Origin of the sequence: Parabacteroides timonensis, assembly GCF_900128505.1 — a bacterium.
Lineage (GTDB): Bacteria > Bacteroidota > Bacteroidia > Bacteroidales > Tannerellaceae > Parabacteroides > Parabacteroides timonensis.
Genome location: NZ_LT669941.1, coordinates 1,196,868 through 1,221,709, shown reverse-complemented (window position 1 = coordinate 1,221,709; position 24,842 = coordinate 1,196,868). Strand labels below are relative to the sequence as shown.

The window sequence follows — 24,842 nt, the reverse complement described above, 5'->3', positions numbered from 1 at the left end:
TTTTTAGTGTTTCATTGAGTCAGGCAATGAAAAATAATTTCTCTCAAATATTTTTAGATGTTGAATTATTTTATTATTCTCTGCATTAGAATCACTAGAACTTCATACAATATAAATATGAGTAAGATTAATATTGATCGAATTGTTAAAGATATTAAGTCTAGGACGACAAGTCTAACACCTATCATAGAAGCTGTTTGTAATTCTATAGATGCTATTGAGGCAGAAAGGGTTGATGGTATTATAGACATTATTGTTAAACGTAGTGCTCAACAACTTCTTGAATTAGATTCTTCCTGTAGTCTTACAGATATTGTTTCTATTGATATAGTAGATAATGGTATAGGGTTTACTGAAGAAAATAAAGATTCATTTGATACATATCGTAGTGGTTTTAAAATAAAAAAAGGAGGAAAAGGATTTGGACGATTTATGTATCTGAAATATTTTAATCATGTTGCTGTTGAGAGTGTATATAGTGAGAATGGTAATTATAAGAAACGTTCTTTTACATTTGGACATGCAGATGAAATAATCGAAAATGAAAAAGTAGAAAATATAGAGTTTACGGATAATATTCATACTGGAACTATTCTGCATTTAACTTTGATAAAAGATTGTGATTTAGATAAAGGTCTTGACGTTATAGCACGTAAATTAGCAGAGCGTTTGCTAGTGTTTTTTGTGACAGGAGGTAAGTATACTCCTAAGATAACAATTAAAGAAGAAGATGGGTCTAATCAAATAGTATTAAATGATTATATTGGACCGGATTCGAATATTCAACAAATAGGCATAGATAAAACACTTGTTTTACGTGGTAAAGAAAATGATTGGAATTTTACAGTGAAAGTTTATAAAATTTATTATTCGGCTATTACAAATAAAATTTGTCTAACAGCAAATATGCGTGAGGTTATAGATAGTGCCTTACATAATTTTGTTCCTGAGTTCAAAGAAACTTTGTTTGAGTTAACTGACAATGGTATTCAAAAGAATTATATGGTTAAAGCATATGTTCAAGGAGATTATCTTGATACTAATGTAACTACAGAGCGTGATGGCTTTATTTTTGGAAAGGAAGATGATATATATTCTGATTTGTCTGAAAAACAAATTCTGAGAGAAGTTGCAGTAATTGTAAAAGAATATTTCCAAGATGACATTGATCAACGATTTATTGATAAAAAAAAGAAGGTAGAGCATTATGTATATTCTTCTGCTCCATGGAATAAAACTCTACTGAAAGATGTAGATATGGAATCTATACCTATTGGAATCTCAGATTTTGATTTAGAGATGCGTTTCCAAAAGATAAAGTTTGAAAAAGAGTTAAATGCGCGTTTAGCGTTAAAAGATCTACAGGAAAAGCAATCTTTTGAGGAGCTTAAAGAGAGTGAGTATGACTCTATCAAATCAGCTATAAATGATATAATGCAAAATGTTACGGAGACAGCTAAAAATGATTTAGTTCATTATGTATGTCAGAGAAGAAAAATTATTGATTTGTTTGATAATTTACGTAGAAGGATAGAGACCGGAAAGACTCATAAGGAAAGTGAAATGCATAATTTGATATTCCCTATGATTAAAGATGATAGACAAGTTGAATACGAAGACCACAATCTTTGGTTATTGGATGAAAGATTTAACTTTACTCAATACATTGCTTCTGACGAGGTAATTTCTAAAGTTGATCATAAAGAACCGGATCTTGCTATTTTTTATGAAAGTGGCTTGTTCTATCGTAACGGAGAAAATGCAATTACATCTCCTATTGCAATAGTTGAATTTAAACGCCCTAAACGCACCAACTATCCTGATGATGAGAATCCTATTACTCAAGCATTACGTTATGCAGGCAAGATACTTGCTGGTAGATACGAAATGCCTGATGGATTGGAGGAAGTAATTATTAACCCAAATGTAACTCCTGTATATATCTATATTGTTTGTGACATTGTTCCTAAAATAGAAGAATTTGCTCGTTTTGCAAATTTATCAGTAAGCCCAGATAAACAAGGATATTTTGGTTATAATAGAGACTATAATGCATATATTGAAATAAAGAGTTTTAAAAAAGTTATTGATGATGCTAAAATGCGTAACCAGATATTTTTCAGGAAATTAGGACTTGCATGATATTGAATATACATTGTTGAAAAGTTAAATAAAATTACTATACATATAAATTTTAGCCTGTTTCATGGTTCTATTAAATTATTCCTGTCCATAGGCATGGCACCGAGTTGCATTCCGAACAGTTTTAGTACTTGATTTACTTTATCCATCTTCAAGGTTTCTTTTCCTTGTTCAAGTTCACGTAGAAAGCGGAGACCGACACCAGCTTTCAATGCAAGTTCTTCACGTGATAATCCAAGCGACTTGCGCTTTGATTTTACGTATTCATTTAATGATAAGTTATTCATATTTGATACCTCTTCGGGTACAAATATAATGAATGTTTTTTATTTGATACCCTTTCGGGTATTTATTTTGTGGCTCTGATAAAATAATATCCGAAAGGGTATCGATAATCTTACAGAATAATGATTGTTCTACTGATATAAGTTAAATAAGAACCTGGATTTATCAGTGTGAAGGTTCGTGGAAAATAGTATTTTAAGATTTTGATTACTTCTAAAGTCTTATTATGCATTGTTTTACACGAATGTTTTGCGCTGATCTTCGTCTATCTACCTGCTCATACCTTTGTCTCGTTCTCCGGAAACAATCGTATTAATCATTAAATGTATAAAAGCTATGACATTAAAATTCAGAAAGGTGCAGCGTAAGGTTCTTAGTGGGGATGATAAGGACAAGGTTAAGACCTATGCGATGGCGAGGTCGTCGAGTTACTGTGATATGGCGAAGTTGTGTGAGTTGATCTCCAGTCGTTCGGCGATGTCGAGTGCGGATGTGAAGGCGATACTGGATTCGCTAAACTGGGCGATGAGTTTGGAACTTCGTTCGGGAAGTATCGTTCAGGTGGGTGAGTTCGGCAGTTTTCGTCTTTCGATCCGTTCGGGAGGGGCTGAAACGAAGGAGGCGTTCAATGCTTCGATGATAAAGAAGGCGCGTGTGATCTTCTCGCCGGGAACGAGTCTGCGCTGGATGAGCGAGATCGTGAAGTTTGAGGAGGATGAAGCTACGAAGCCTAAGAAAAAAGAGGAAGGTTCGGGGTCGGGAGACAGACCGGAAATCGAGTAATTCAGTTCTAGTATTAATCATTAAACGTATAAAGCTATGACATTAAAATTCAGAAAGGTACAGCGTAAGGTTCTTAGTGGGGGTGATAAGGACAAGGTGAAGACTTATGCGATGGCGAGGTCGTCGAGTTACTGCGATATGGCGAAGTTGTGTGAGTTGATCTCCAGCCGTTCGGCGATGTCGAGTGCGGATGTGAAGGCGATATTGGATTCGCTGAACTGGGCGATGAGTCTGGAACTTCGTTCGGGGAGTATTGTGCAGGTAGGCGAGTTCGGTAGTTTCCGTCTTTCGATCCGTTCGGGAGGGGCTGAAACGAAGGAGGCGTTCAATGCTTCGATGATAAAGAAGGCACGTGTGATCTTCTCGCCGGGAACGAGTCTGCGCTGGATGAGTGAGATCGTAAAGTTCGAGGAGGACGAAGATACGAAACCTAAGAAAAAGAAGGGAGATTCGGGTGAGGATGACAGACCGGTGATTGAATAGAGTCGGCGGTCGGCTGGTGGCAGTTGGGATGTAAGAAGAAAGGGGATGTATGAGAAAGAGGCTGACTGTTCAATTGGTGATGGCAATCCTGCTTGTGATGAGCGGGATTGTACTTCTCTTCTCCGGTTTCTGGATTGCTCCGAAAGGGGAGATTCATAATAGTGTGCTGGTGGCTTTCGGGGAGACTTGCACATTTGCCGGGGCTTTGTTTGGGGTGGATTATTCGTATAAAATAAAATCGGTACAAAATGGGAGAGAGGATAAGTAGGGATTTTACCTGGGAGGAAATGACGTATAGTAGGGTGGCGGTGGAGAATGGGTTGTTGAATGAGCCACCGTTTGAGGTGAGATTGATCATGATGGAGTTGGTGAAACGGTTGTTACAGCCGTTGCGGGTTGCTTATGGGAAACCGATCGCGATTACAAGCGGTTACCGGAGTCCGGAGGTGAACAGGTTGGTGGGTGGCGTGCCTTCGAGCCAGCATGTGAAGGGAGAGGCGGCGGATTGTTATGTGCCTGATCCGAAGGTGTTACTGGATGTATTGCTTTTCAGCAAATTGCCTTTTGATCAGGCGATTCTTTATAAGCAGAAGAAATTCCTGCATTTGTCGCTTCGGGTAAATGGAGAGAATCGTTATCAGGTGATCATTAATAAATGAAGGAAGCGATAGGTGTGGATATGCGAGGGAGGAATTTGTTTGTTTCTGTGGTTTTGTTGGTTGTTTTGCTGCCCGGTTGTAGTGCCGGGTGGCGTAGAGTGCAACATCGAGAGATAAAGGGGGAGGTGCATAGCCTTCATAATGATAGTATGTTGTTGCGAAAGCTGTATCAGGCTTCCCGTAATAAGGTGATCGGTATAGAGCATGTCGTGTTCGATAGCTGTCGGTCGGATGGGGTACAGTCTGTTACCCGCGTTGCTATTAAGGAGCAGGGGAAGGTAGAGGCTGAATCGGTTGTTAGTTCCGGTTCGGCAGATGAGAGACGTTCGGTTGATACGGAATCTTTTCAGGGAAATAGTGTGGCGAAGTTTTCTTTTTCAAACTGGGTGGTAGGAGTGATGTTGTTGGTTTGTTCATTATGTATATGTATAATATTTAGAAAGCAGAAGTAAACTGCAAAATTCTAATGGTTCTCTAATACCCTTCTAATAGTTCTCTAACGGCTTGTCTGGCTGGGGGTCTCTACTTTTGTGCTGTCAAAAAGAGAGATATAAAACGAATACCAAACCGGAGACCTCCTGCTTTGGGAGCAGGGGGCTTCACAAAAGAGAGTTATCATGTGGATCAGAAGAAAGAAAAGAAAGAACAACAACGCAATCTCTTTCAACAGCGAACGGGTGTTCCTGGCTGCTACCCAACCACTGAAATCTGTGTTCAGTTATTTCGACACTTCACGTCAGGGACTGACGGAAGGAGAAGTTACAGACCGTTTACGTTTTCATGGGCCTAACGAAATCGTACGCGAAAAACGTGACCGTTGGCTGATCATGTTTATTAAAACTTTTATCAATCCTTTTATCGGTATATTGATGGCATTGGCGGTTGTTTCGCTGGTGATAGATGTCCTGATGGCCGCGCCGGAAGACAGGGAATGGGTGACCGTTATTGTTATTACGGCGATGGTGATGTTGAGTGCGGTGCTTCGTTTCGTGCAGGAATGGAAATCGGGCAGAGCTTCGGATGCCTTGAAACGGATGGTGAAGAATACGGCTACCGTCTATCGTCTGGGTGCAAAAGACGGGCAGGAAGTGAATATTGCTGAACTTGTGCTGGGAGATATCGTTTACCTGGCTGCCGGAGATATGGTGCCTGCCGATATCCGTATTGTGGAATCTAAGGATTTGTTTGTCAGCCAGTCGTCGTTGACGGGCGAGTCGGATGCCATAGAGAAAAGAGCGGAACTGGGGAACAGGACGCACCGGACAGGCAGTGTGGTCGAGCTGGATGATATCTGCTTCATGGGGTCGAATGTGGTGAGCGGATCGGCGATAGGCGTGGTGTTTGCTACCGGGCGTTCTACCTATCTGGGGACGATTGCCAAAAGCCTGACGGGGGTGCGAGCACAGACGAGTTTTGATCGGGGAATCAATAAGGTGAGTTTGTTACTGATACGGTTTATGCTGGTGATGGTTCCGTTTGTGTTCCTGATTAACGGGTTGAGCAAAGGGGACTGGTTCGATGCCTTTCTGTTTGCCGTGTCGGTTGCCGTTGGTCTTACGCCGGAGATGTTGCCGATGATCGTTACCTCCAATCTGGCAAAAGGGGCTGTCAGCATGTCACGCCGCAAGACGATCGTTAAGAATCTGAATGCGATACAGAGTTTCGGAGCGATGAATATTCTTTGTACAGATAAGACGGGGACATTGACACGCGATAAGATCGTGTTGGAGAAATATCTCAATGTGCATGGGGACGACGATCTGCGTGTGTTGCGACATGCCTATTTCAACAGTTATTTCCAGACCGGGCTGAAGAACCTGATGGACAAGGCGATCCTTTCGCATGCGAAGGAACTGGATTTTGAGCATCTGGGTGATAAATATAGGAAAGTGGACGAGATTCCGTTTGACTTTACCCGTCGCCGCATGTCGGTGATCGTGGAGGATAACGATGGTAAGCGGCAGATCATCACCAAAGGGGCGATCGAGGAGATGATGCAGATCTGTTCGTATGTGGAATATAATGGTGAAGTATGCCCGATGACGGACGAACTGAAGCAGATTGCTTTGGCAATAAGCGGGCGGATGAACCGTGACGGTATGCGTGTGCTGGCGGTTGCCCAGAAGAGTTGGATAGAAAAGGAGCTGGATTTCTCGGTAGAGGATGAAATGGATATGGTGCTGATCGGTTATCTGGCTTTCCTCGATCCTCCTAAATCGTCGGCTGCCGGAGCGATCCGACAGTTGCATGAGCATGGTGTAGAGGTGAAGGTGTTATCTGGTGATAATGAAGCTGTGGTGAAAACGGTCTGCCGCCAGGTCGGTGTGGATATTACGCATACGTTGCAGGGACCGGAGATCGAGAAGATGACGGATGAGGAACTGGTGAAGGAGCTGCAACATACGACGGTTTATTCGAAGCTGACTCCGATGCAGAAAACGCGTATTATCACGTTACTGCAACAGGGGGGGAATACGGTCGGTTTCCTGGGTGACGGGATCAACGATGCGTCGGCTTTACGCCAGTCGGATATCGGGATTTCGGTGGATACGGCGGTCGATATTGCTAAAGAGAGTGCCGATATCATTCTGCTGGAAAAGGATTTGATGGTGCTGGAGCAGGGTGTTCTCGAAGGGCGTAAGATATTCGGCAATATTATGAAGTATATCAAGATGACGGCAAGTTCAAATTTCGGTAATATGTTCAGTGTATTGGCGGCGAGTGCTTTCCTGCCTTTCCTGCCGATGCTTCCGATTCATTTGTTGGTACAGAACCTGTTGTATGATATTTCGCAGACGACGATACCGTTCGATAAGGTCGACCGTGAATACCTATTGAAGCCGCGTAAGTGGGATGCTTCCGATCTGAGCCGTTTCATGATCTGCATCGGGCCGATAAGTTCGATATTCGATATCACGACTTATTTGTTGATGTGGTATGTGTTCGGGTGTACTTCGCCGGAACATCAGGCTTTGTTCCAGAGCGGTTGGTTTGTGGAAGGGCTGCTTTCGCAGACATTGATCGTGCATATGATCCGTACACGGAAGATACCGTTTATACAGAGCCGGGCTTCATGGCCGGTATTACTCACCACTTTTGCGATCATGGCGATCGGTATCCTCCTGCCGTTTACAGGGATAGGTGCATCTATCGGGCTTGTAACGCTGCCGCTGAGTTATTTCCCCTGGCTGCTTGCGACTTTACTTGGATATTGCATGTTGACTCAATTCGTAAAACAATGGTACGTAAAACGGTTTACACGCTGGTTGTAATAGTGTTGCAGATGGGCGAGGAGAAAGTGGTTTTTGCCCGGGAAAAGCCGGAAGTATCCGTTCAGTACACAACCGAGCTACAGTCGGATTTCGGCAGGCGGTTGAATTGGGTGAATCTTCTTTCTCTTCGTGCTACAGTACCGATGGAATGGCTGGGGCTATGGGGTAACGGGAAGTTGGAGGTTCAGACGATTTCTGTCTACAAGACTTCTCGTGAACGGATTGCCGGGGACAGGCAGGTCTTTTCGAATATAGAAGAGGATAATCTGCCTTTCAGCCCTTTTATTCTGGGGTATTCCCAACAGATAGGAAAGGTGCTTCTGTTCGGGGGATTGCGGAATGTGAACGAGGATTATTTTACGACTCCGTACGCTTCCTTGTTCACGAATAGTTCTTGTGGAATTTATCCGACGTTATCGGCTAATTATGTGTTGGCGAACTATCCTTTGTCTGCTGTCTGTCTGCATCTGGAATATCGGATAAATGAGAAGATCGGGATAAAGAACAGTCTGTATAACGGGAAGGCTTATCTTCCTTTTAAGCGGGGAAGTTCGGTTTTTACCGTTGCGCCACGCCGGGATGGGTTGCTTGATTTGGCAGAAATAAGTTATACTACAAACAACAGTTATCCTGGTTCTTATAATTTGGGTGTTGTTGTACATGGCAGCAATCGTCTCGGTGATGCGTCTGACTGTCGTCTGCCGTCGGGACAGGTGCAGGCGCAGACGGAAACGTCGTCGGCAAAACATTGGCGGGTGAATTATGCCTGCTGGCTTTCTGCGGAACAGGAGTGTTGGCGTTCGGGACGTTATTCGGCGGGGGTGTTGGGACAGTATTCTTTTGCTCCGTCCGACCGTAATGACTGCCGGCGGTATGTGGCTGCCGGTGGCGTTTTCAGAGGGATACTTTCTGCTTCACGGAAAGATGCTTTGGGAGTGATCTTTTCGCAGGCTTCTTTCTCCGATGTCCGGGAGAGGGCTTTGGAAATAACAGGGAATTATACGGTGTCGGATCATTTTTCTGTGCAGCCGGCATTCCATTTTATACGGACTGGAAATGAGAGGTCTCATATTGCGATGTTGAGGGTGGTGGTGAGTTATTAGCTTCTTTACCGGATGCAGACGAACGCGGAGTAATCCTGCGTCGTCTGCGTCTGGTCCCTTTATTGGGATACCTCTTTTTTAGTTATGGATAGAATGCTTTTACTTTTTCAGTAAAATAGTTTCAATCTTTTCTTTTAATTGATCTTTAGGCAATGCTCCTTGAAGCATCTGGGGTTTCCCTGTCATGGGGATGTACAGCAATGCCGGGATACCTTGTATTCCGAAAACCTGTGCCAGTTCAGTTTCCTTGTCGACATCTACTTTGTATATATCGATCTTTCCGGCATATTCTTTGGCTAGTTGTTCCAAAGAAGGAGCGATCATTTTACAGGGGCCACACCAGTCTGCATAAAAGTCGATGATGGCGGGTTTGTCGCCCAGATATTTCCATTCGTTGGGGCTGGCTTCGTAATTGTATATCTTTTTCAGAAAATCAGCCTTTGTGATATGGACAGGTGTATTGGCTGTTGTTTCCTGGCTGCTTTCTGTTTCACCGACAGCGTTTTTGGCTTGTCCTTTGCAGGAGGATAAAGTCATGAAACCTACGACCAATACTAATAATGTGAAGATTTTTTTACTGTTCATTTGGATTTGAATTGATGTTAATAATTAATTTTTCAGTTTCTGTTTCCAGGTAATGCCGCTGATATCTGTCAATGTCAACTCGTAGTCACCTTTGGGCAGATTGGCGAGTGTTTCATCTTTTATTGTCAGCTCCGCTTTGCTTCCCAAAGGGATGACAAGGCTATGCTTACCAGGAGCCACTTTCGCTATATACATATTCCGGATATCTGTTTCCGGAAATTCAGATAATTCCTCTCCGTTTCTGTCGAGGATGATATTGCCATTTGCATCTTTCAAAGTAACGCCGATCAGGAAGGAACCGTATACATCCACACCTTCTACACGATAGATGGTGAATGACAACTTTTCTTTGCCCAGATTGACATCATTTATTTCTATCTTTGGCTTGACCGACTTATTATGTAGCTTTCCCCATACTCCATTATGGAATACCTGATTGGTCAGGAGGGAGAGAAACAATATGGCTGTTGCACCGGCTACCGAAAGTCTTCCCGATGACTTCTCATCGAGTGGAAGCGGGCCGGATGTCAACCAGGTTGTCCAGGCATACTTATTTAGTAGTGGAATCCGGGGAATGACTATGTTGTCCAGAGAATATTTACCTCCACCGGACAGGAATAGGGTAAAGCCTGCTGCGACACCTAATATCCCGATTTGCCATTCATCCACGCAAGTGGTTCCCAGCCATCCCGAACCTAATAATATACCGGTTGCAAGGCTCAACACTCCGATACTCATCAACCGTGTAAAGAAGCCGAGCATAAAAAACAGACCTACAATTCCTTCAATGATCGTGAAAACGACCATCGCCCACCAAAGTTGATCCGGATTTGAAACGAGATATTCTATCACCGGTTTTATTCCGAATGCGTTAGGGAGGAAATGGTTGAATTTCTCTCCTATATAACCTGCCGTATCCGGGATAAGTTTATTCTCAAGTACTAATCTTCTCCAAAAAGCAGAAAAATAAGTCCAGCCGACTACAAGGCGTAGTGCCAGTGTAAACATACCGAACAGTGAATATGCCTGTTTCTTGTATAGCGCTTCCATATTATTGATCTTTATCGGTTGATATTTTATTTTCTTTCTGAAAAGAGCTGAGCAATAAACCTCCTATAATTGCTCCCCAAACCGAACTGTTGATAGGAGAAGATGTGATAGGGCAGGTTCCTGTTGTGCAACCAATAAAATTCCAGTATAGAAATCCCCCTGCGGCGCCGAGTGCTATCCCTAGCAGTGTAAGCCAATGTCTCTTGAAAAATAACTTTGCCATGCGTTTACTTATTTGTTTTCTACTGATAAATATTTCTACTTGCAATGATACTGCAAACTTATATTCTATTTTTTAATAAAACAATTTTCTAGTAGAAAATATTCTGAGTGCTAACATTGTTTCACAGATATGGTTTTATAAGGGCTGTATGGATGTGTCAAAAATATGAAGTTTTTGATTGGTTTGGTATTTTTAATAAAAACGATTCGTTATTTATTACGGATAGAGTTGTTTGTGCGGAATTAATTATCTTTGTGGTCAAAGAAAGGTAATCAATGACTCAGAAATATCCGTCCGTTTTATTGGAGAATGCTGTGAACGAGCTGGCTTCGCTACCGGGAGTAGGAAGAAAAACGGCTCTCCGGTTGGCTTTGTATATGCTTCGCCGGGATGAAGGTTATACGGAAAACTTTGCTTCGGCTTTGCTGGCTTTGCGGAAAGAAGTGAAATATTGTAAGGTGTGCCACAATATTTGTGATGACGACATGTGTTCGATTTGTGCCGATCCGCAGCGCGACCATTCTACCGTTTGCGTAGTCGAGAATATTAAGGAGGTGATGGCTATCGAGAATACCGGGCAGTTCCGTGGCGTTTACCATGTGCTCGGAGGAATTATTTCCCCGATGGACGGTATAGGGCCTGGCGACCTGCAGATAGATAGTCTGGTGCAGCGGGTGGCGAATGACGAAGTGAGGGAGATTGTGCTGGCACTTAGTACAACGATGGAGGGCGATACGACGAACTTTTTCATATATCGCAAGTTGTCTCCTTATGAAGTGAAAATTACGGTGATTGCCCGTGGGGTGTCTATTGGTGACGAGATTGAATATGCTGACGAAATAACCCTCGGTCGTTCCATCGTGAACCGGACTAGCTTTAATGATTCGATAAAAATTTAATCAGACTCTTTATGTACGAAACCAAGATATCCATTATTATTGTAAACTACAATGTAAAGTATTTTCTGGAGCAGTGTCTGCTTTCGGTTCGTGCTGCCATAGCCGGGCTGGATGCAGAGGTTTTTGTGGTTGACAATAATTCGACTGACGGCTCCATCGATTATTTGCATCCTAAATTTCCGGAAGTCCTATTTATAGAGAATAAAGATAATCCGGGATTTGCAAAAGCGAATAACCAGGCTATCCGCCAGTGTAAAGGAGAATATGTTTTGTTGCTGAATCCTGATACGGTGATAGGAGAGGAGAGCTTGCGGACCCTTTGTTTCTTTATGGATGAGAATCCGAACTCCGGTGGTATCGGTGTGAAGATGTTGGATGGGCATGGCGTTTTCCTTCCGGAAAGTAAACGAAGTTTTCCTTCTCCCTGGGTTTCGTTCTGCAAGATATTCGGTTTGTCGAAATTGTTTCCTAAATCGCGTATATTCTCAAGGTATAGCCTGGCTTATCTTGATAAGGAGAAACAGCATAAAGTCGATGTATTGGCTGGTGCTTTCATGTTGCTCCGTCATGAGGCCTTGGATAAGGTCGGCTTGCTGGATGAGGCGTTTTTTATGTATGGTGAAGATATTGACCTATCGTACCGTCTGGTATTGGGTGAATATAAGAATTACTATATTCCCGAACGTATCCTTCATTATAAGGGAGAAAGTACCAAGCATGGCGACATGAAATATGTGAAGGCATTTTACGGGGCTATGCTGATCTTTTTCAAAAAGTATTATCCGCAGTCCGGCTGGTTGATGGGATTTTTTATCAAGATGGCTATCCTGTTGCGTGCATCTCTGGCTGCTTTGTCACGGATGTTGGGAGTTCGGACAAAGTCGAATAATAAACACCGCCGTCTGTTGGTGATTTGCCGGGAAGAGCATTTCGAAGCAATGAAAGCGGTTTGTGCCAAGCGTATGCCTGAACTGGAGCATATTAATCTATGGAACTTGAGTGAAGAGCGTGTGATGGATGCCATTTGCCGCCGTAATCAGATGAAAGAGTTCACAGACTATGCCTTTTGTTATCCGGATGCTCGCTTTGAACAAATGCTTTTGTTTATGGATAAGCTGGTTGACAAAAAAGTAACCTATCATATTTATAGTACAGAGAGCGGACAATTAATATCACCGGGGAAGTAATATGGCACTACTGGAAAATGAAATGATCCGGCTTCGTGCACTGGAGCCGGAAGATCTGGAACTTTTATATCGTTGGGAGAATAATCCTGACCTATGGGAGTTGGGTAACACTATGTCCCCATATTCCCGTTATATATTGAAAGAGTATATCCGGGAGTCACACCGGGATATTTTCGATACCAGGCAATTGCGTCTGATGATCGAGTTGCGTTCGACAGGAGCAGCTATCGGCACGGTCGACTTGTATGACTTCGAGCCCCATCACCGGCGTGCAGGCATCGGTATTCTGGTCGATCCGCTTTATCAGGGGAACGGATTTGCTACGGAAGCGATGCATGTATTGATGGAATATGCTTTTCTGTTTCTGAAATTGCACCAGTTATTTGTTCATATCCCGATAGAGAATGAAGCCAGTAAGGCCTTATTTACCCGTTCTGGGTTTGTTCTTTCCGGAATAATGAAAGATTGGGTCCTGACGGAAAAAGGATATTCCGACGTTTTGGTAATGCAAAAGGTACGGACTGAAAGATAATTAGTTAAGATACGGATCCTTGGGATATTTTGTCCATGCCTCATAATTGCTGCCAAGCTCTCCCAATGAATCTTTCCAGAAATCTTCTCCGTCGGCCAGCAACACATTTTCTTTCGATGCGTGGCTTACTACCCATGAGTTATGGTTGATCTCATTACCCAACTGACCTTCTGTCCAGCCTGAATAACCGAGGAAAAATTTTACTTTCCCGTCGATAGAATGACCATTCTGGATATAACGTTTTAACGCTTCGAAATCACCGTCAAAATAGAGATGGTCTTTTATCTTTAGGGAATCGGGGATAATCAGATCACCCAGTGAGTGAATGAAGAACAGGCGATTGGCACTTACAGGACCTCCCAGGTAAATCGGTATCTCCGGGAACTTCTCCAGTTCCGGAAAAAATGTATTGACTACCAGATCCGTTTTCTTGTTTAAGACTAATCCCATTGATCCGTCATCTGTGTGTTCTACGAGCAGAACAACGGAGCGTTGGAAATAGGCATCTTGCAGAAAAGGTTCTGATATGAGTATGCTACCTTGTGCAGGCAGGAGATTATTATGCGTTATTTTGAAGATATTTTTGTATGATGCCATGATAAGATCGCTTAACTGTTAATACACAGCGACAATATATGGCTTTTGATGTTAAGAAGCAAACGAAAAACCCGGCATTTGGGTTAATAAGTGTAAAATAAATACCGGGTTTGTGTTAATTATAGGGTATGATTTTCTTTGAATAGCTTTAAACGCTCTTCCAGAAGGTCATATTGGTGCGGTTTGATGAACGAAGTGCAGGCGCGCAGACCTTCCTGGTTGCTGCCGGTCGTACTTAAAGAGATGGCGCTTACTCCGTAATAGATCAGTTCTTCCATCAACTCTCCGCCGGTCATTCCGGGATAAGCGATCGTGAAATAGAAGCCGTCGGCAATCGGTTCGTCCAGGTCATGATCGTAAACGATCGTGAAGCCGTAGTCTGTAAAGATCTTTTTCAGTCTTTCGGCACGGCGTCCGTATTCCTTTACTTCCGAGATAAAATCGAACTGGCCGTCGGAGGCTGCTTTGAACATGGCAGCCAATGCTACCTGCGCTGAATGGCTGGTTCCTGATGACAGGGCGTACAGTACACGATGGATGTAAACAGTTCCGAAAGTGCCGCCGCCATAACGCTTCGTCAGTCCCGGATAGGCACGGTGATAAAGTTTGTTGGAGATAGCAGTTACACCGATACGTTGTCCGGCATAGCTGAATGCTTTCGAACCGGAGATCTGTAAGATGTAATTATCCGTATAATGCGCAACGCTTGCCTGATAAGGAGCTTCGAAAGGTTTGCCGAGTTCTTTGCGGAAATCCATAGCGAAGTAGGCGAGGTCTTCGATCACGATCGTATCATATTTGTTTGCCATCTCTCCGATGATCTTCAGTTCCTCGTCTGTCAGGCAGAACCAGGCAGGGTTGTTCGGGTTCGAATAGATCATGGCTGCGATATTGCCTTTTGAAAGGTGTTCTTCCAGGATGGCACGCAGTTTCTCTCCGCGATATTCATAGACGTCGAATGATTCGTATTTATATCCCATCACGACGATCTGTTGTTTTTGAACCGGAAATCCGGGATCGATGAAGAGGATGGTGTCTTTTCCTTCCGTGCATTGTCCGCTGGTAAGGAAAGAGGCAAATGTTCCTTGCATGGAACCGGTTACCGGAACACAGCATTCCGGTGCTATATCTATATTGATAAAAGCCTTGATGAATCTGGATGCTTCTGCTTTTACTTCCGGCGTACCGTTGATATTCGGATAGATGGAGGCGATACCGCTCTTTAGTGCGTTTATTTCCGCATCGACACCGACTTGCGCCGCTTTCAGTCCGGGAACGCCCATTTCCATATGTATGAACTCGGTTTTTGTTTCCTGTTCCAATTGTGTGGATATGGCAACAACTTCACGGATTGTAGCTTTCCCGAAATCCGGTAATCCGTAGCCATCTATTATTCGTCTGGCAGTCTGATAATCTACTGGAGTATTCTTCATGTCTGTTATAGTTTATATGGGGGACAAAAGTAAAAAAATAATCGATCCGATGTGAAATATTTGTATGAAACTGTTGTGTAATTAAAAATATTATCTACCTTTGCACCGCAATCGAGAGAGATGCGATATGAAAACATTGGTTCGGTAGTTCAGTTGGTTAGAATACATGCCTGTCACGCATGGGGTCGCGGGTTCGAGTCCCGTCCGGACCGCTTTCGAAAGAAGCAAAAGATATAAAGCTCTGTAATATATATTACAGGGCTTTTTCTTTTTCTTCGCTTTGATATACCTTGAACCACTCACAGAGTAGTTTTGTTTCTCCTGTAAGCTTTTTCCCTATTTTTTCTAATAATAAAGAATAATATTCCGTATGTATTCTTAGCCAGTTTTCTAAATTCCCATCACCCTCGGCAATTGCAAACTCTTCTGTTATATTCTGAAATTCAACAATTTCAATCTTGTTGATTTGTATGATGCATACCTCCCTACCATGTGAATCCAATATAGAGGCATATTCATTCTCTTTTATTGTTTCCTTTAGGTTCATACAATAATAGTCATATAAGGAAGATGTTGCTATCTTTTCTTTTGTTAGAACTTTCTTTGCTAATTTATCGGTAGTAGTTCCAAACTGTATTTTATGTTTTATTTCCATATTAATTGTATTTGCCTTTTTGCCAATAAGCGAACTCTAATAAAACTTATCCTCGTTTAGCACTTTGAGTATGGTTTTAGCGATACGGTCAGCTTTGGTTTGTTCTGTTTTGGCAGAATTGATCCAGTCGATAAATGCCTTTTTCTGACCATCGCTATAAGTTTCAAACTTTTCTAATGCTCCCTCTTCATATTCCATACATAAAAGCAATTCTTCCGGAATTATCAATGGAGTTTTATCCTCATATAAAGTAATATGAACTGTGTCAGGAGCTTCCTTTTTGATTTTCTTTCTTATTGCCGACTTGATGGGTAAACCGATATTTCCGTTCCCGATAGGCATCATATTCAAATTAGAAAACTCATAGTCATCTATCTTTCCTTTTACTTTCAACATCCCGAATGATGTTTTGGGCATAGGGATTTCAGGAATTTCGACAAAGGTCCAACCTCCTTTACCTCCGATTTTGAACAATATATAATCTTTGTCTACTAATGGTTTTTCTGTATTCATAATATGATATTTCTATTTTAGTTTTAAAACAAAGATACTAAGTACGAATGACAGCAGTATGTCAGCAGCACAAATTATTTTTATTCTCTGTTTACCAGACGTAGAAGAAAGTTCCTTCTTTCGTACGACCCTCGAAAGATGTAAAGTAAAGCCCTGTAATTATCACATTGCAGGGCTTTTTCTTTACTTTGATAAAAGACTCATTCTTATAAAGATACTATACGATCTCTGTATTGCCTTAATTCTGTTTCACTAAGTTGTTTGATTGCCGCATCCAAATCTTTTAATATCCGGACTTTATCGTTAGGAATCATACCTACGAATGGAATTGCATTTGAAACCGTATTTCCCAGTAAAGTTGTCTTTATAGTAAGTGTTGAAATAAATGTTCGTAATTCTAACAAACGTTCATGTTCTGTCGCTTCTACATATTTACCGGCTTGTATTTCTTGATAAAGTTCTGATTCCGGAAAAACGGTCAGAGATACAAAATTGATGGTAAAAGGATGTAACTGATTAAATATTGCAGCCGTATTTGTTGCATTTTGTTGTCCTTTCCCTTTTCCTGCAAGTCCGGTCAGGTAGACCAAATTATAGCGAATATTAGCTTCTTTCAACTTCTGACATTGCTCTAATATATCGGAGGCTGTATTACCTTTATTCATTTTTGCCAGTGTTTCATCATCCCCTGATTCCGTTCCAATACTGATACTGTCAAAACCTAAATGGCGTAGATTTTTCAGTTCTTCTACACTTTTAGGCTTAATATCTGCTATGCGGGAGAATGTACCGATTGTTTCACAATAAGGGAGATATTTGCGAATTAGTAAGCCCAATTCAAGCAATCTATTGTAGCTTAAAGCAAAAGGGTTAGCACCTGTCAGAAATACGCGTCTGGCTTTAGGCTGATATTTTTGAATGACTTTCAAATCTTCTTCAATCTCAGAAATAGGAGATAACCTGAATTTTGTACCATGATACAAGCCGCAAAATTTGCATTTGTGATATGTACATCCAGCTGTTACTTGTAACAGTTGGGAACTTGCTTCATAAGGTGGTCGCCAAACTTGTCCTGTAAAATGTAATAGTTCCATAATCTGATAAATTAAATCCTTAAAAAAATATTTTGTTACTTTTGTGGGAGCGAAGTTAGGACGTTCTTCTGGTAAAAAGAAGAACTGTATTATTACTCAGTTACTTACGTTTAGGTTAGTTTTTCTAAGTATCAATTTGTTTGATTACGAAAAAAATGAGAAAAAAATTGGATTATGAATATTGTTCCGCTTCTCCTGTATTAGAATGGTTGGGAGATAAATGGGCATTAGTCGTGTTATTGAAACTTCGGGAAAACGGAATTATGCGTTTTAATGAATTGTATAAACTTATTCCGTCTATTTCTGAGAAAATGCTTTCAACAGCACTTCGTTCATTGGAAACCGACGGCTTGGTGCATCGCAAAGTATATCCGGAAGTTCCCCCACGTGTAGAGTATTATGTTTCTGATTTTGGGATGACTTTAATTCCTCATCTAGAAAATATAATACAGTGGGGACAAGAGAACTTCTCGACTATTATGGATAACAGGAAAAAGAAAGTAACTTGACTTTCAAGTTTACCGAAACTACGGGAAGCATTACCATTATTACGGTTTCTTTCCATGCGATGATGAGGATAAGGAAAAAACGAATTACTTTTGTAGTGGATCAAATATTAATATATTATGGATGAGATTCTTAAAGTAGATACGATTGAACAGTACAATGACCTGTTCGGTTTTGAAACCCTCCATCCACTGGTGGCAATTGTCGATCTTAACAAGCCGGAAAGTCAGCGAAGGGACCGGATGACTCTCGGCTTTTATTCTCTTTTCCTGAAGGAGACCAAAGGGTGTGTGATCAATTATGGAAAAAGCATTTATGATTTCGATGCCGAAACAATTGTTGCCATTGCACCAGGTCAGACAGTGGGTTATTCCAATGATTTCACGGGAACGACTCCGAAGACCATCGGTTTATTGTTTCATCCTAATTTTATTAGCGGAACGTCATTAGGGCAGAAAATCAAAAAATATACTTTCTTCTCTTATGAGTCGAATGAAGCTTTACATCTGTCGGAAGAAGAGCTCCGGATCATAAGGGATATACTGTCTATCATCCGGACAGAATTGAAACATGCGATAGACAAACATACCAGAGGATTGATATGTACCAATATCGAATTGCTGTTGGATTATTGCATGCGCTTTTATGACCGTCAGTTTATCACACGACAGGGCATGAACCTGGACGTATTGGCCCGTTTTGAAAGATTGCTTGACGAATATCTGGATTCCGGACTTGCCGCTAAAGAAGGATTGCCTACGGTTAACTATTTTGCAGACAAGATTTGCCTGTCTCCCAACTATTTTGGAGATCTTGTAAAAAAAGAAACAGGCAAATCTGCTAAAGAGTACATCCAATTGAAAATGCTCAACCTGGCTAAAGAGGAATTACTGAATCCGGAGAAATCAATCACACAGGTTGCTTATTCACTGGGATTCCAGTATCCCCAACATTTCGTTCGCTTCTTTAAGAAATATGGAAATATGACACCCAGCGAATATAGACGTGCAAGTTCGTCTTTATAACTCGGTTGTCCGTTCCAGTTCTTCGGGATAACGGTTGCCTGTCAGTTTTATTTTTGAACTGGCTTCATTGATGTTTTTCAATTCATCATCTGTCAGGTGAATTTCGGCTGCACCCAGGTTCTCTTTCAGGCGGTGCAGTTTGGTCGTTCCCGGTATGGGAGCAATCCACGGTTTTTGTGCCAGCAGCCAAGCCAATGCTATTTGAGCGGGCGTTGCTTCTTTCTCTGCGGCAATCTTTTTCAGCAAATCGACTATTGCCTGGTTAGCATCGAGTGCATCCTGTGTAAAACGTGGGAGCTTATTGCGGAAATCATCTTTGCCGAATGTAGTCTGTTTGTTAAAACTTCCGGTCAGATATCCTTTACCAAGCGGACTGAACGGAACGAGGCCTATACCCAGTTCTTCCAACGTAGGAATGATCTCTTCCTCGGGACGACGCCACCAGAGAGAATATTCACTTTGCAGGGCAGCGACCGGTTGAACGGCATGTGCCCGGCGAATGGTTTTAGCTCCGGCTTCCGACATGCCGAAATACTTTACTTTCCCTTCCTGAATGAGGTCTTTTACGGTTCCGGCAACCTCTTCAATAGGAACATTCGGGTCTACACGATGTTGATAGAGTAAATCGATATAGTCCGTCTTTAATCTTTTCAGTGATTCTTCTACTACCTGACGGATATGTTCAGGGCGACTGTTAGTTCCGGCTTGTTTGCCATCGACTATATTGAAACCGAACTTAGTGGCTATAACTACTTTATCCCGGAAAGAGGCAACTGCTTCACCTACCAGTTCTTCGTTGGTATAAGGGCCGTATACTTCGGCTGTGTCGAAAAATGTTTCCCCCAGTTCGTAGGCCGAACGGATTACCTGTATCATTTCGTTACGGTCGGGAAGGGGATCGTAAGCAAAACTCATACCCATACAGCCCAGTCCGATGGCCGACACTTCCAGCCCGTTGTTTCCTAATTTTCTTGTTTTCATATATTCTTTTTTAATAATAGTTCTTGTCACGTTTTCCTGTTATTTCTTCTGTGCCCAATGTACGTTTGAGGTGATTAACTGCATGCCGTCAGCAGATTTATTTTCTATTGCAAAGTACGGAAGAATGTATGATAGATTTGGTAGATAGATTACGGATATACTAACCTTAATTACAGGTAGCTATTATAAATCATTATCTTTTTGCCGGAATCACTCTGTTTACACCAAAAGAATGCTTACATTTACACGATTGGTTTGATTAATCTTATATCGAAAACTAACACAATAAACACTTATCACTAGTATGGAAGAAAAACATCTTTTCCCGGAAATTCCCTTCAACTATGCTTTATGCCTTAAACGGGAGTGCCCCAAAGCCTCTACTTGTTTGCGACAGTTGGCAGAACAGGATATTTCGGACAGCGTCGAGCGTTGGATGATTATTAGTCCCAAATACCAGGTTACACTGGAGGGAGAGTGTCCGCATTATCGTCCTGACGTGAAAGTTATTTATGCCAAAGGCTTTACACGTTTGTTGGATAATCTGCCTTACGCACAGATGAAAAGCGTCATCTCTCGTTTGAGAAACCTTTTCAGTGAAAGAACTTACTATCGGGTTCGTAAAGGCGAACGTTTACTTTCTCCTGCCGAACAAAAAGAGATACAGCACATTCTGGTACGATGTGGAATTGATGAACCACCGAAGTTTGATGCTTATGTAGAAGATTATGCATGGTAGTAACGGGGAAAGGCTTTTGCCATAGGCTTAGCAGGCCACTGCCATCGTAGTGGCAGAGTTCTGCCATGCCTTTGGCAGACTCTTGCCATCACTATGGCAAAACATTTCCATCAGTATGACAAGACACTGTCATTTAAAGGACAGAGCGTCTTACACGGGAAGAGGATTTTCCAACTGTGCAATTGTCGCTCGCTGTACTTCCTGCATGCCGATACCGCCCATAAAAAGAGGTGTTATCATTATCTGCTGTTTAATTGATCTCATTCAGCCAGTCGGCAATCATCGAGTGACAGTTGGATGTTTGAGATGAACGTATCCATAGGCTTGGTGTGAGGAAGTTTCCGCCCGGAATGAGCCGTTTGGCATCGGACTCGACACCGTTGATTCCGCTGCTTGCACTCGATACGATCAGACCGATGTTTTTACCTTCCATCTGACTGCCGTATTGAAACAGGAATGTTTGCAGAGGTGCAGCCATATTGCTCCACCAGAGAGGTGCGCCTATGATGATTCTGTCATAATCGGACAGGTTATCAATTGTCGTTTCAATAGATGGATAAGAATTCGCATCGTTCGGATTATCCCGGATTGCCTGAATCAATGCACTGCCAATCGCATAATTGTTGGCGGCATAGTCTATCCCTTTTTCGGTAGGTTCAACCCTTACCACATCGGCTTCTATTTGCGTCTGCAGATCGTTGATAATAGAATGTACATTATTCGTGTAGCTGTAATATACAATCAGTGTCTTGCCCGTTGGGGCTGGATTCGGATTGTCGGGTGTTTCCGGAGTCTCGGTCTGCGGGTTGTCCGGTTCATTATCATCGGGAGAACATGCATTTAATCCTACCGCTATAAGAGTGGCAAACAGTAGATACAGGTACTTTTTCATATGATTCTTATTTTATAATTAAACAATTATTCCAATGCTGAAAGTTTGAGAAGTCTTGCAGGATTGATTCTTTAGCGACCTACCTGACGTTGTTGCTCGGCATTGTATCGGTCTCCGACAACGGGAATAGCGGCTACTGCATCCTCCAGCTCTTTCCATTCTTCGGGTGAAAGAGTAAATTCCTGCGTGCGCAGATTCTCTTCCAGATGCGCCAGTTTCGTTGTTCCGGGGATGGGAACGATCCACGGTGCTTTCCGGAGCAACCAGCCGAGTGCCACTTGTGCCGAAGTCATGCCTCGTGTGCGGCCGAAGGCTTGAAGCACATTCACGATACGGGTATTCGCACGCATCGCTTCCGGTTGAAAGCGTGGCAGGGTTTGGCGGTTGTCGTTGTTTACATCGAAAACTGTGTATTCGTTGATGCAGCCACCCAAAAATCCACGGTTCAGCGGGCTGTACGGAACAAAGCCGATCCCCAACTCCCGACAGGTATCGAGCACTCCGTTTTCCTCTACCAACCGGTGCATCAGATGATACTCGCTTTGTATAGCCGTCAACGGGCAAACAGCATGAGCTTTACGGATGGTCTCGGCACTGACTTCGCACATGCCCCAGTGTTGTACCTTGCCCTCTTTCATCAGGTCGGCAATGGTCGATGCCACTTCTTCCGCCGGTGTATCCGGATCAGAGCGGTGCTGGTAAAACATGGGAAGCGATTCGAGCCGGAGGCGACGGAGCGACTCTTCGCAATAGCGACGAATAGTCTCCGGTCGGCTGTTCTGACGACCCGTGGCTTTCCCGTCGATAACTTCATGTCCGAATTTAGTCGTTACGTTGATCCGGTTTTTGAATTCGGATAATGCTTCTCCGGCTAGATTTTCGTTAGTCAACGGTCCATAGATGATAGCCGTGTCGAAGAGTGTTATACCCCGATCCACCGCTTCATGCAACAATCGGATGCACTGTTTTTTGTCCGGATGCTGACTGCGGTTGTAAGTCATACCCATTACACCAAAGCCGAGTGTCGATACCTCGAAAGCTGCCTTTCCCGTACCCAATATACGATGTCCCGTAATATGAGCGGCATCACTGTCGTTAACGGAGACTGCCGTCTGTTTCGTTTCCGCTGCAAAGACTTTATCCAGTCCGGTGGGCATGGTCAATGCTACTCCTGTTAAGGTTGCCGTCTTGAGAAATCCGCGACGGCTGAGATTCATTTGATTGTTTTTTTCCATAATTTTTTGTTTTAATGTTCTGTAGGCAAAGGTAAAAAGAGAGCCTCGCAACGACTTTGCTGCGAGGCTCAAAAGGGTTTGTTATAAAGTTCATTTAGTTAAGTAATGTTTTACGAAAATACATCTCTGTTTTTTACCATGATGGGGCAACCCCATACGCTTCCTTATATATTTTGGAGAAATGAGACAGGTTTTTGAAACCCACATCGAAACAGGCTTCCGTCACTTTTTTTCTACCTGATTTTATCAAATCATGTGCAGCCTCCAGACGACGTCTGATAATCCATTTCTGTGGTGTCAGGTCACTGATTTTGGCGAAGTCTCGTTTGAAAGTCGCCAAGCTACGTCCCGTATAACTTGCAATTTCATCCATCGAAAGGTCGCACATATAATTTTTATTCAGATAGTCGAGAATGTCTATTTTCCACGGTTCCACAAAATCGAACAACGAGGCGTAAAGGTTCCTGTCGGTATTGAGTAGTACATATACTCCCTCAATCATTTTTAACTTCAGTACATCTTCAGACGGTTTTTCACCTGCATCGAAATAGGGAATGATGGATTCGAACAGTGAACGAATGTCCGGTCTGTTGCCTGGCAATACACGCAGACTTACTTTATCGCGTTTAGAATCAGTTGGAATTTGTTGCCGGTTAAGAGTCTGATAAAATTCTCTCAGAAAAGGTCTTGAGAATTTCAACACGACAGAACGGTACGGTTTCCCATCCTCGACCTTTTTTTGCAACCACATCCGGTTATCGCGCCGCATGAAAGCACACTCTCCCGGATGCAAAACGGTTTTCTTTCCGCGCTCCTCTATCTCCAGTTCACCGGAACATAGATAAATAAGCGTATGTTCCCTGTTTTCGTGGGCACATCCCCGGTCGTCAGTGAAATAGCTCGCTATAAGCACATTCGAGCAATCGAATACATCTAATTGTTCCATATATTTATTGTTTGTTCTGTTCGAGTTTGTTATACTCTTCATCCGTCACTGGTTCGAGCCATTCATTGGAAGTATTCTCTCCGGGGACTTCGAATGCTAAATGAGCGAACCAACTGTCGGCTGCAGCTCCGTGCCAATGCTTGACGTTAGCAGGGATATGAATTACTGTGCCAGGCAGAATCTCCACTGCCGGCTTGCCTTCTTCCTGATACCAACCGCGTCCGGCTACGCCGATGAGCATCTGTCCGCCGCCGCTTTTTGCGCGGTGTACGTGCCAGTTGTTGCGGCAACGAGGTTCAAAAGTAACATTGGCTATCGATACTTGTTCGCGGGAAACGGGAGCAAGGTAGCTGTTACCGATGAAGTACTGTGCATATGCAGTATTGGGTTCGCCGATAGGAAAAATCATTTCGCGCTGGAAAGCGGCCTTGGTGTCTTCACCGGTAGAATCTTCCGCCCATACGCCTTTGGCCAGATTGAATGCCGCCCACGCTTTGGGCCAACCGGCATAGAAACCGATGTGGGTGATTATTTCGGCAATCTCGGTGCGGGTAATACCGTTCTTCTTTGCCGACTGAAGATGGAAAACGAGCGAATTGTCGGTGATACCCTGGCTAATGAGAGAGGTGATGGTCACTAAACTGCGGTCGCGCAGACCAAGTTTGTCGGTGCGGCTCCATACTTCGCCGAAAAGGACATCATCGTTGAGTTCTGCAAATTTGGGTGCGAATTCGCCTAATTGGGTGCGCCCTGCTGTCTGTACTATTTTTTCTTGTGCCATAACATTGAGTGTTAAAATGGTGAATACTGAAATTAAAAGAATCTTGTTCATTACTATTTCATTTATAGGATGAAATTATTTGTTTTTATTGATGCAAAGTTACCAAGACCTGTAGAAGTTGTTGTAACGATAAGTGGGATGTTTGTACCAATTTTACTGATTTTGATGTGCTGCAATTCGGCAGAATAATATGGTGAACGTCATAGTAAGAGATAATTATTCCGGTCGTGTTTTGACATTC

Annotated in this window: 28 protein-coding genes and 1 tRNA gene; 15 read left to right on the top strand and 14 right to left on the bottom strand. The window is 42.7% G+C overall.

Going from position 1 to position 24,842, the window contains the following annotated elements; all coding sequences use genetic code 11:
• Positions 1–117 precede the first annotated feature (117 nt).
• On the top strand, positions 118–2,142 hold the full coding sequence (locus BQ7394_RS12615) for an ATPase (protein WP_075560008.1): 2,025 nt from the start codon (positions 118–120) through the stop codon (positions 2,140–2,142).
• A 62-nt stretch (positions 2,143–2,204) separates the two neighbouring features.
• On the opposite strand, the gene BQ7394_RS12610 is transcribed toward BQ7394_RS12615, so the two are convergent.
• A complete protein-coding gene (locus tag BQ7394_RS12610) occupies positions 2,205–2,429 on the bottom strand; it encodes a helix-turn-helix domain-containing protein (protein ID WP_075557757.1) in 225 nt (74 codons plus the stop codon).
• Positions 2,430–2,763: 334 nt separating this feature from the next.
• On the opposite strand from BQ7394_RS12610, the gene BQ7394_RS12605 reads away from it, so the two are divergent.
• The 7 genes from BQ7394_RS12605 (at position 2,764) to BQ7394_RS12575 (ending at position 8,727) form a co-directional block, all read left to right on the top strand.
• Positions 2,764–3,210 carry an HU family DNA-binding protein gene (locus BQ7394_RS12605; RefSeq protein WP_075557756.1) on the top strand — a complete coding sequence of 149 codons (447 nt, stop codon included), beginning with the start codon at positions 2,764–2,766 and terminating at the stop codon, positions 3,208–3,210.
• Positions 3,211–3,246: 36 nt separating this feature from the next.
• On the top strand, positions 3,247–3,693 hold the full coding sequence (locus tag BQ7394_RS12600; RefSeq protein ID WP_075557755.1) for an HU family DNA-binding protein: 447 nt from the start codon (positions 3,247–3,249) through the stop codon (positions 3,691–3,693).
• Positions 3,694–3,742: 49 nt separating this feature from the next.
• Entirely contained in the window at positions 3,743–3,961 is a 219-nt protein-coding gene (locus tag BQ7394_RS12595) for a hypothetical protein (protein WP_075557754.1), read from the top strand.
• Positions 3,942–4,352 (top strand): D-Ala-D-Ala carboxypeptidase family metallohydrolase, encoded by a 411-nt coding sequence (locus tag BQ7394_RS12590; protein ID WP_075557753.1) that lies wholly within the window; start codon positions 3,942–3,944, stop codon positions 4,350–4,352. Before BQ7394_RS12595 ends, BQ7394_RS12590 begins: the two co-directional genes overlap by 20 nt.
• Positions 4,349–4,804 carry a hypothetical protein gene (locus BQ7394_RS12585; RefSeq protein WP_235848739.1) on the top strand — a complete coding sequence of 152 codons (456 nt, stop codon included), beginning with the start codon at positions 4,349–4,351 and terminating at the stop codon, positions 4,802–4,804. The genes BQ7394_RS12590 and BQ7394_RS12585 overlap by 4 nt, the downstream gene beginning before the upstream one ends.
• 165 nt (positions 4,805–4,969) lie before the next feature.
• Complete coding sequence (gene mgtA, locus BQ7394_RS12580; protein ID WP_161951794.1) at positions 4,970–7,624, top strand: magnesium-translocating P-type ATPase; 2,655 nt, start codon at positions 4,970–4,972, stop codon at positions 7,622–7,624.
• Positions 7,591–8,727, top strand: coding sequence for a carbohydrate porin (locus BQ7394_RS12575; protein WP_082211884.1), 1,137 nt, complete (start codon positions 7,591–7,593; stop codon positions 8,725–8,727). The genes mgtA and BQ7394_RS12575 overlap by 34 nt, the downstream gene beginning before the upstream one ends.
• Positions 8,728–8,826: 99 nt before the next feature.
• Here BQ7394_RS12575 and trxA read toward each other — a convergent pair whose 3' ends face one another.
• Genes trxA through BQ7394_RS12560 form a run of 3 tightly spaced genes read right to left on the bottom strand, consistent with a single transcriptional unit; the run spans position 8,827 to position 10,585 of the window.
• Complete coding sequence (trxA, locus tag BQ7394_RS12570; RefSeq protein ID WP_075557751.1) at positions 8,827–9,312, bottom strand: thioredoxin; 486 nt, start codon at positions 9,310–9,312, stop codon at positions 8,827–8,829.
• 24 nt (positions 9,313–9,336) lie between these two features.
• On the bottom strand, positions 9,337–10,362 hold the full coding sequence (locus BQ7394_RS12565) for a TQO small subunit DoxD (protein ID WP_075557750.1): 1,026 nt from the start codon (positions 10,360–10,362) through the stop codon (positions 9,337–9,339).
• A 1-nt stretch (position 10,363) separates the two neighbouring features.
• Positions 10,364–10,585 (bottom strand): DUF6132 family protein, encoded by a 222-nt coding sequence (locus tag BQ7394_RS12560; RefSeq protein WP_075557749.1) that lies wholly within the window; start codon positions 10,583–10,585, stop codon positions 10,364–10,366.
• 275 nt (positions 10,586–10,860) lie between these two features.
• Here BQ7394_RS12560 and recR point away from each other — a divergent pair, with 275 nt between their 5' ends.
• Genes recR through BQ7394_RS12545 form a run of 3 tightly spaced genes read left to right on the top strand, consistent with a single transcriptional unit; the run spans position 10,861 to position 13,203 of the window.
• Entirely contained in the window at positions 10,861–11,484 is a 624-nt protein-coding gene (gene recR / locus BQ7394_RS12555) for a recombination mediator RecR (protein ID WP_075557748.1), read from the top strand.
• 11 nt (positions 11,485–11,495) lie between these two features.
• Complete coding sequence (locus tag BQ7394_RS12550; RefSeq protein ID WP_075557747.1) at positions 11,496–12,671, top strand: glycosyltransferase family 2 protein; 1,176 nt, start codon at positions 11,496–11,498, stop codon at positions 12,669–12,671.
• 1 nt (position 12,672) lies between these two features.
• On the top strand, positions 12,673–13,203 hold the full coding sequence (locus BQ7394_RS12545; protein WP_075557746.1) for a GNAT family N-acetyltransferase: 531 nt from the start codon (positions 12,673–12,675) through the stop codon (positions 13,201–13,203).
• On the opposite strand, the gene BQ7394_RS12540 is transcribed toward BQ7394_RS12545, so the two are convergent.
• Complete coding sequence (locus BQ7394_RS12540; protein ID WP_075557745.1) at positions 13,204–13,800, bottom strand: YqgE/AlgH family protein; 597 nt, start codon at positions 13,798–13,800, stop codon at positions 13,204–13,206. It abuts the gene before it with no gap.
• 119 nt (positions 13,801–13,919) lie between these two features.
• On the bottom strand, positions 13,920–15,233 hold the full coding sequence (locus BQ7394_RS12535) for an aminotransferase class I/II-fold pyridoxal phosphate-dependent enzyme (RefSeq protein WP_075557744.1): 1,314 nt from the start codon (positions 15,231–15,233) through the stop codon (positions 13,920–13,922).
• Between the two features lie 138 nt (positions 15,234–15,371).
• Here BQ7394_RS12535 and BQ7394_RS12530 point away from each other — a divergent pair.
• Positions 15,372–15,445 (top strand) — tRNA-Asp (locus tag BQ7394_RS12530).
• A gap of 41 nt (positions 15,446–15,486) precedes the next feature.
• On the opposite strand, the gene BQ7394_RS12525 is transcribed toward BQ7394_RS12530, so the two are convergent.
• The 3 genes from BQ7394_RS12525 to BQ7394_RS12515 form a co-directional block, all read right to left on the bottom strand.
• Complete coding sequence (locus BQ7394_RS12525) at positions 15,487–15,888, bottom strand: ASCH domain-containing protein (RefSeq protein WP_075557743.1); 402 nt, start codon at positions 15,886–15,888, stop codon at positions 15,487–15,489.
• Positions 15,889–15,924: 36 nt separating this feature from the next.
• Positions 15,925–16,401 (bottom strand): YdeI/OmpD-associated family protein, encoded by a 477-nt coding sequence (locus tag BQ7394_RS12520; protein WP_075557742.1) that lies wholly within the window; start codon positions 16,399–16,401, stop codon positions 15,925–15,927.
• A 206-nt stretch (positions 16,402–16,607) separates the two neighbouring features.
• Positions 16,608–17,495 carry a radical SAM protein gene (locus BQ7394_RS12515; protein WP_075557741.1) on the bottom strand — a complete coding sequence of 296 codons (888 nt, stop codon included), beginning with the start codon at positions 17,493–17,495 and terminating at the stop codon, positions 16,608–16,610.
• A gap of 155 nt (positions 17,496–17,650) precedes the next feature.
• On the opposite strand from BQ7394_RS12515, the gene BQ7394_RS12510 reads away from it, so the two are divergent.
• On the top strand, positions 17,651–18,004 hold the full coding sequence (locus BQ7394_RS12510) for a winged helix-turn-helix transcriptional regulator (RefSeq protein ID WP_075557740.1): 354 nt from the start codon (positions 17,651–17,653) through the stop codon (positions 18,002–18,004).
• A gap of 117 nt (positions 18,005–18,121) precedes the next feature.
• The gene (locus BQ7394_RS12505; RefSeq protein ID WP_075557739.1) at positions 18,122–19,027 is read left to right on the top strand and encodes a helix-turn-helix domain-containing protein; all 906 of its coding nucleotides are present in this window, start codon (positions 18,122–18,124) and stop codon (positions 19,025–19,027) included.
• Here BQ7394_RS12505 and BQ7394_RS12500 read toward each other — a convergent pair.
• Positions 19,022–20,008: an aldo/keto reductase gene (locus BQ7394_RS12500; protein WP_075557738.1), complete on the bottom strand. Its 987-nt coding sequence runs from the start codon at positions 20,006–20,008 to the stop codon at positions 19,022–19,024. The two genes, BQ7394_RS12505 and BQ7394_RS12500, sit on opposite strands and share 6 nt — an antisense overlap.
• Before the next feature lie 304 nt (positions 20,009–20,312).
• Here BQ7394_RS12500 and BQ7394_RS12495 point away from each other — a divergent pair, with 304 nt between their 5' ends.
• Positions 20,313–20,747 (top strand): DUF6078 family protein, encoded by a 435-nt coding sequence (locus BQ7394_RS12495; protein ID WP_075557737.1) that lies wholly within the window; start codon positions 20,313–20,315, stop codon positions 20,745–20,747.
• A gap of 250 nt (positions 20,748–20,997) precedes the next feature.
• Here the strand turns inward: BQ7394_RS12495 and BQ7394_RS12490 are convergent, their stop codons facing one another.
• From BQ7394_RS12490 to BQ7394_RS12470, 4 genes are all read right to left on the bottom strand, one after another.
• Positions 20,998–21,639: a flavodoxin gene (locus BQ7394_RS12490; RefSeq protein WP_075557736.1), complete on the bottom strand. Its 642-nt coding sequence runs from the start codon at positions 21,637–21,639 to the stop codon at positions 20,998–21,000.
• 71 nt (positions 21,640–21,710) lie between these two features.
• The gene (locus BQ7394_RS12485; RefSeq protein WP_075557735.1) at positions 21,711–22,874 is read right to left on the bottom strand and encodes an aldo/keto reductase; all 1,164 of its coding nucleotides are present in this window, start codon (positions 22,872–22,874) and stop codon (positions 21,711–21,713) included.
• Positions 22,875–23,007: 133 nt separating this feature from the next.
• A complete protein-coding gene (locus BQ7394_RS12475; RefSeq protein ID WP_075557734.1) occupies positions 23,008–23,820 on the bottom strand; it encodes a helix-turn-helix domain-containing protein in 813 nt (270 codons plus the stop codon).
• A gap of 4 nt (positions 23,821–23,824) precedes the next feature.
• Complete coding sequence (locus BQ7394_RS12470; protein WP_075557733.1) at positions 23,825–24,652, bottom strand: carboxymuconolactone decarboxylase family protein; 828 nt, start codon at positions 24,650–24,652, stop codon at positions 23,825–23,827.
• Positions 24,653–24,842: the final 190 nt, after the last annotated feature.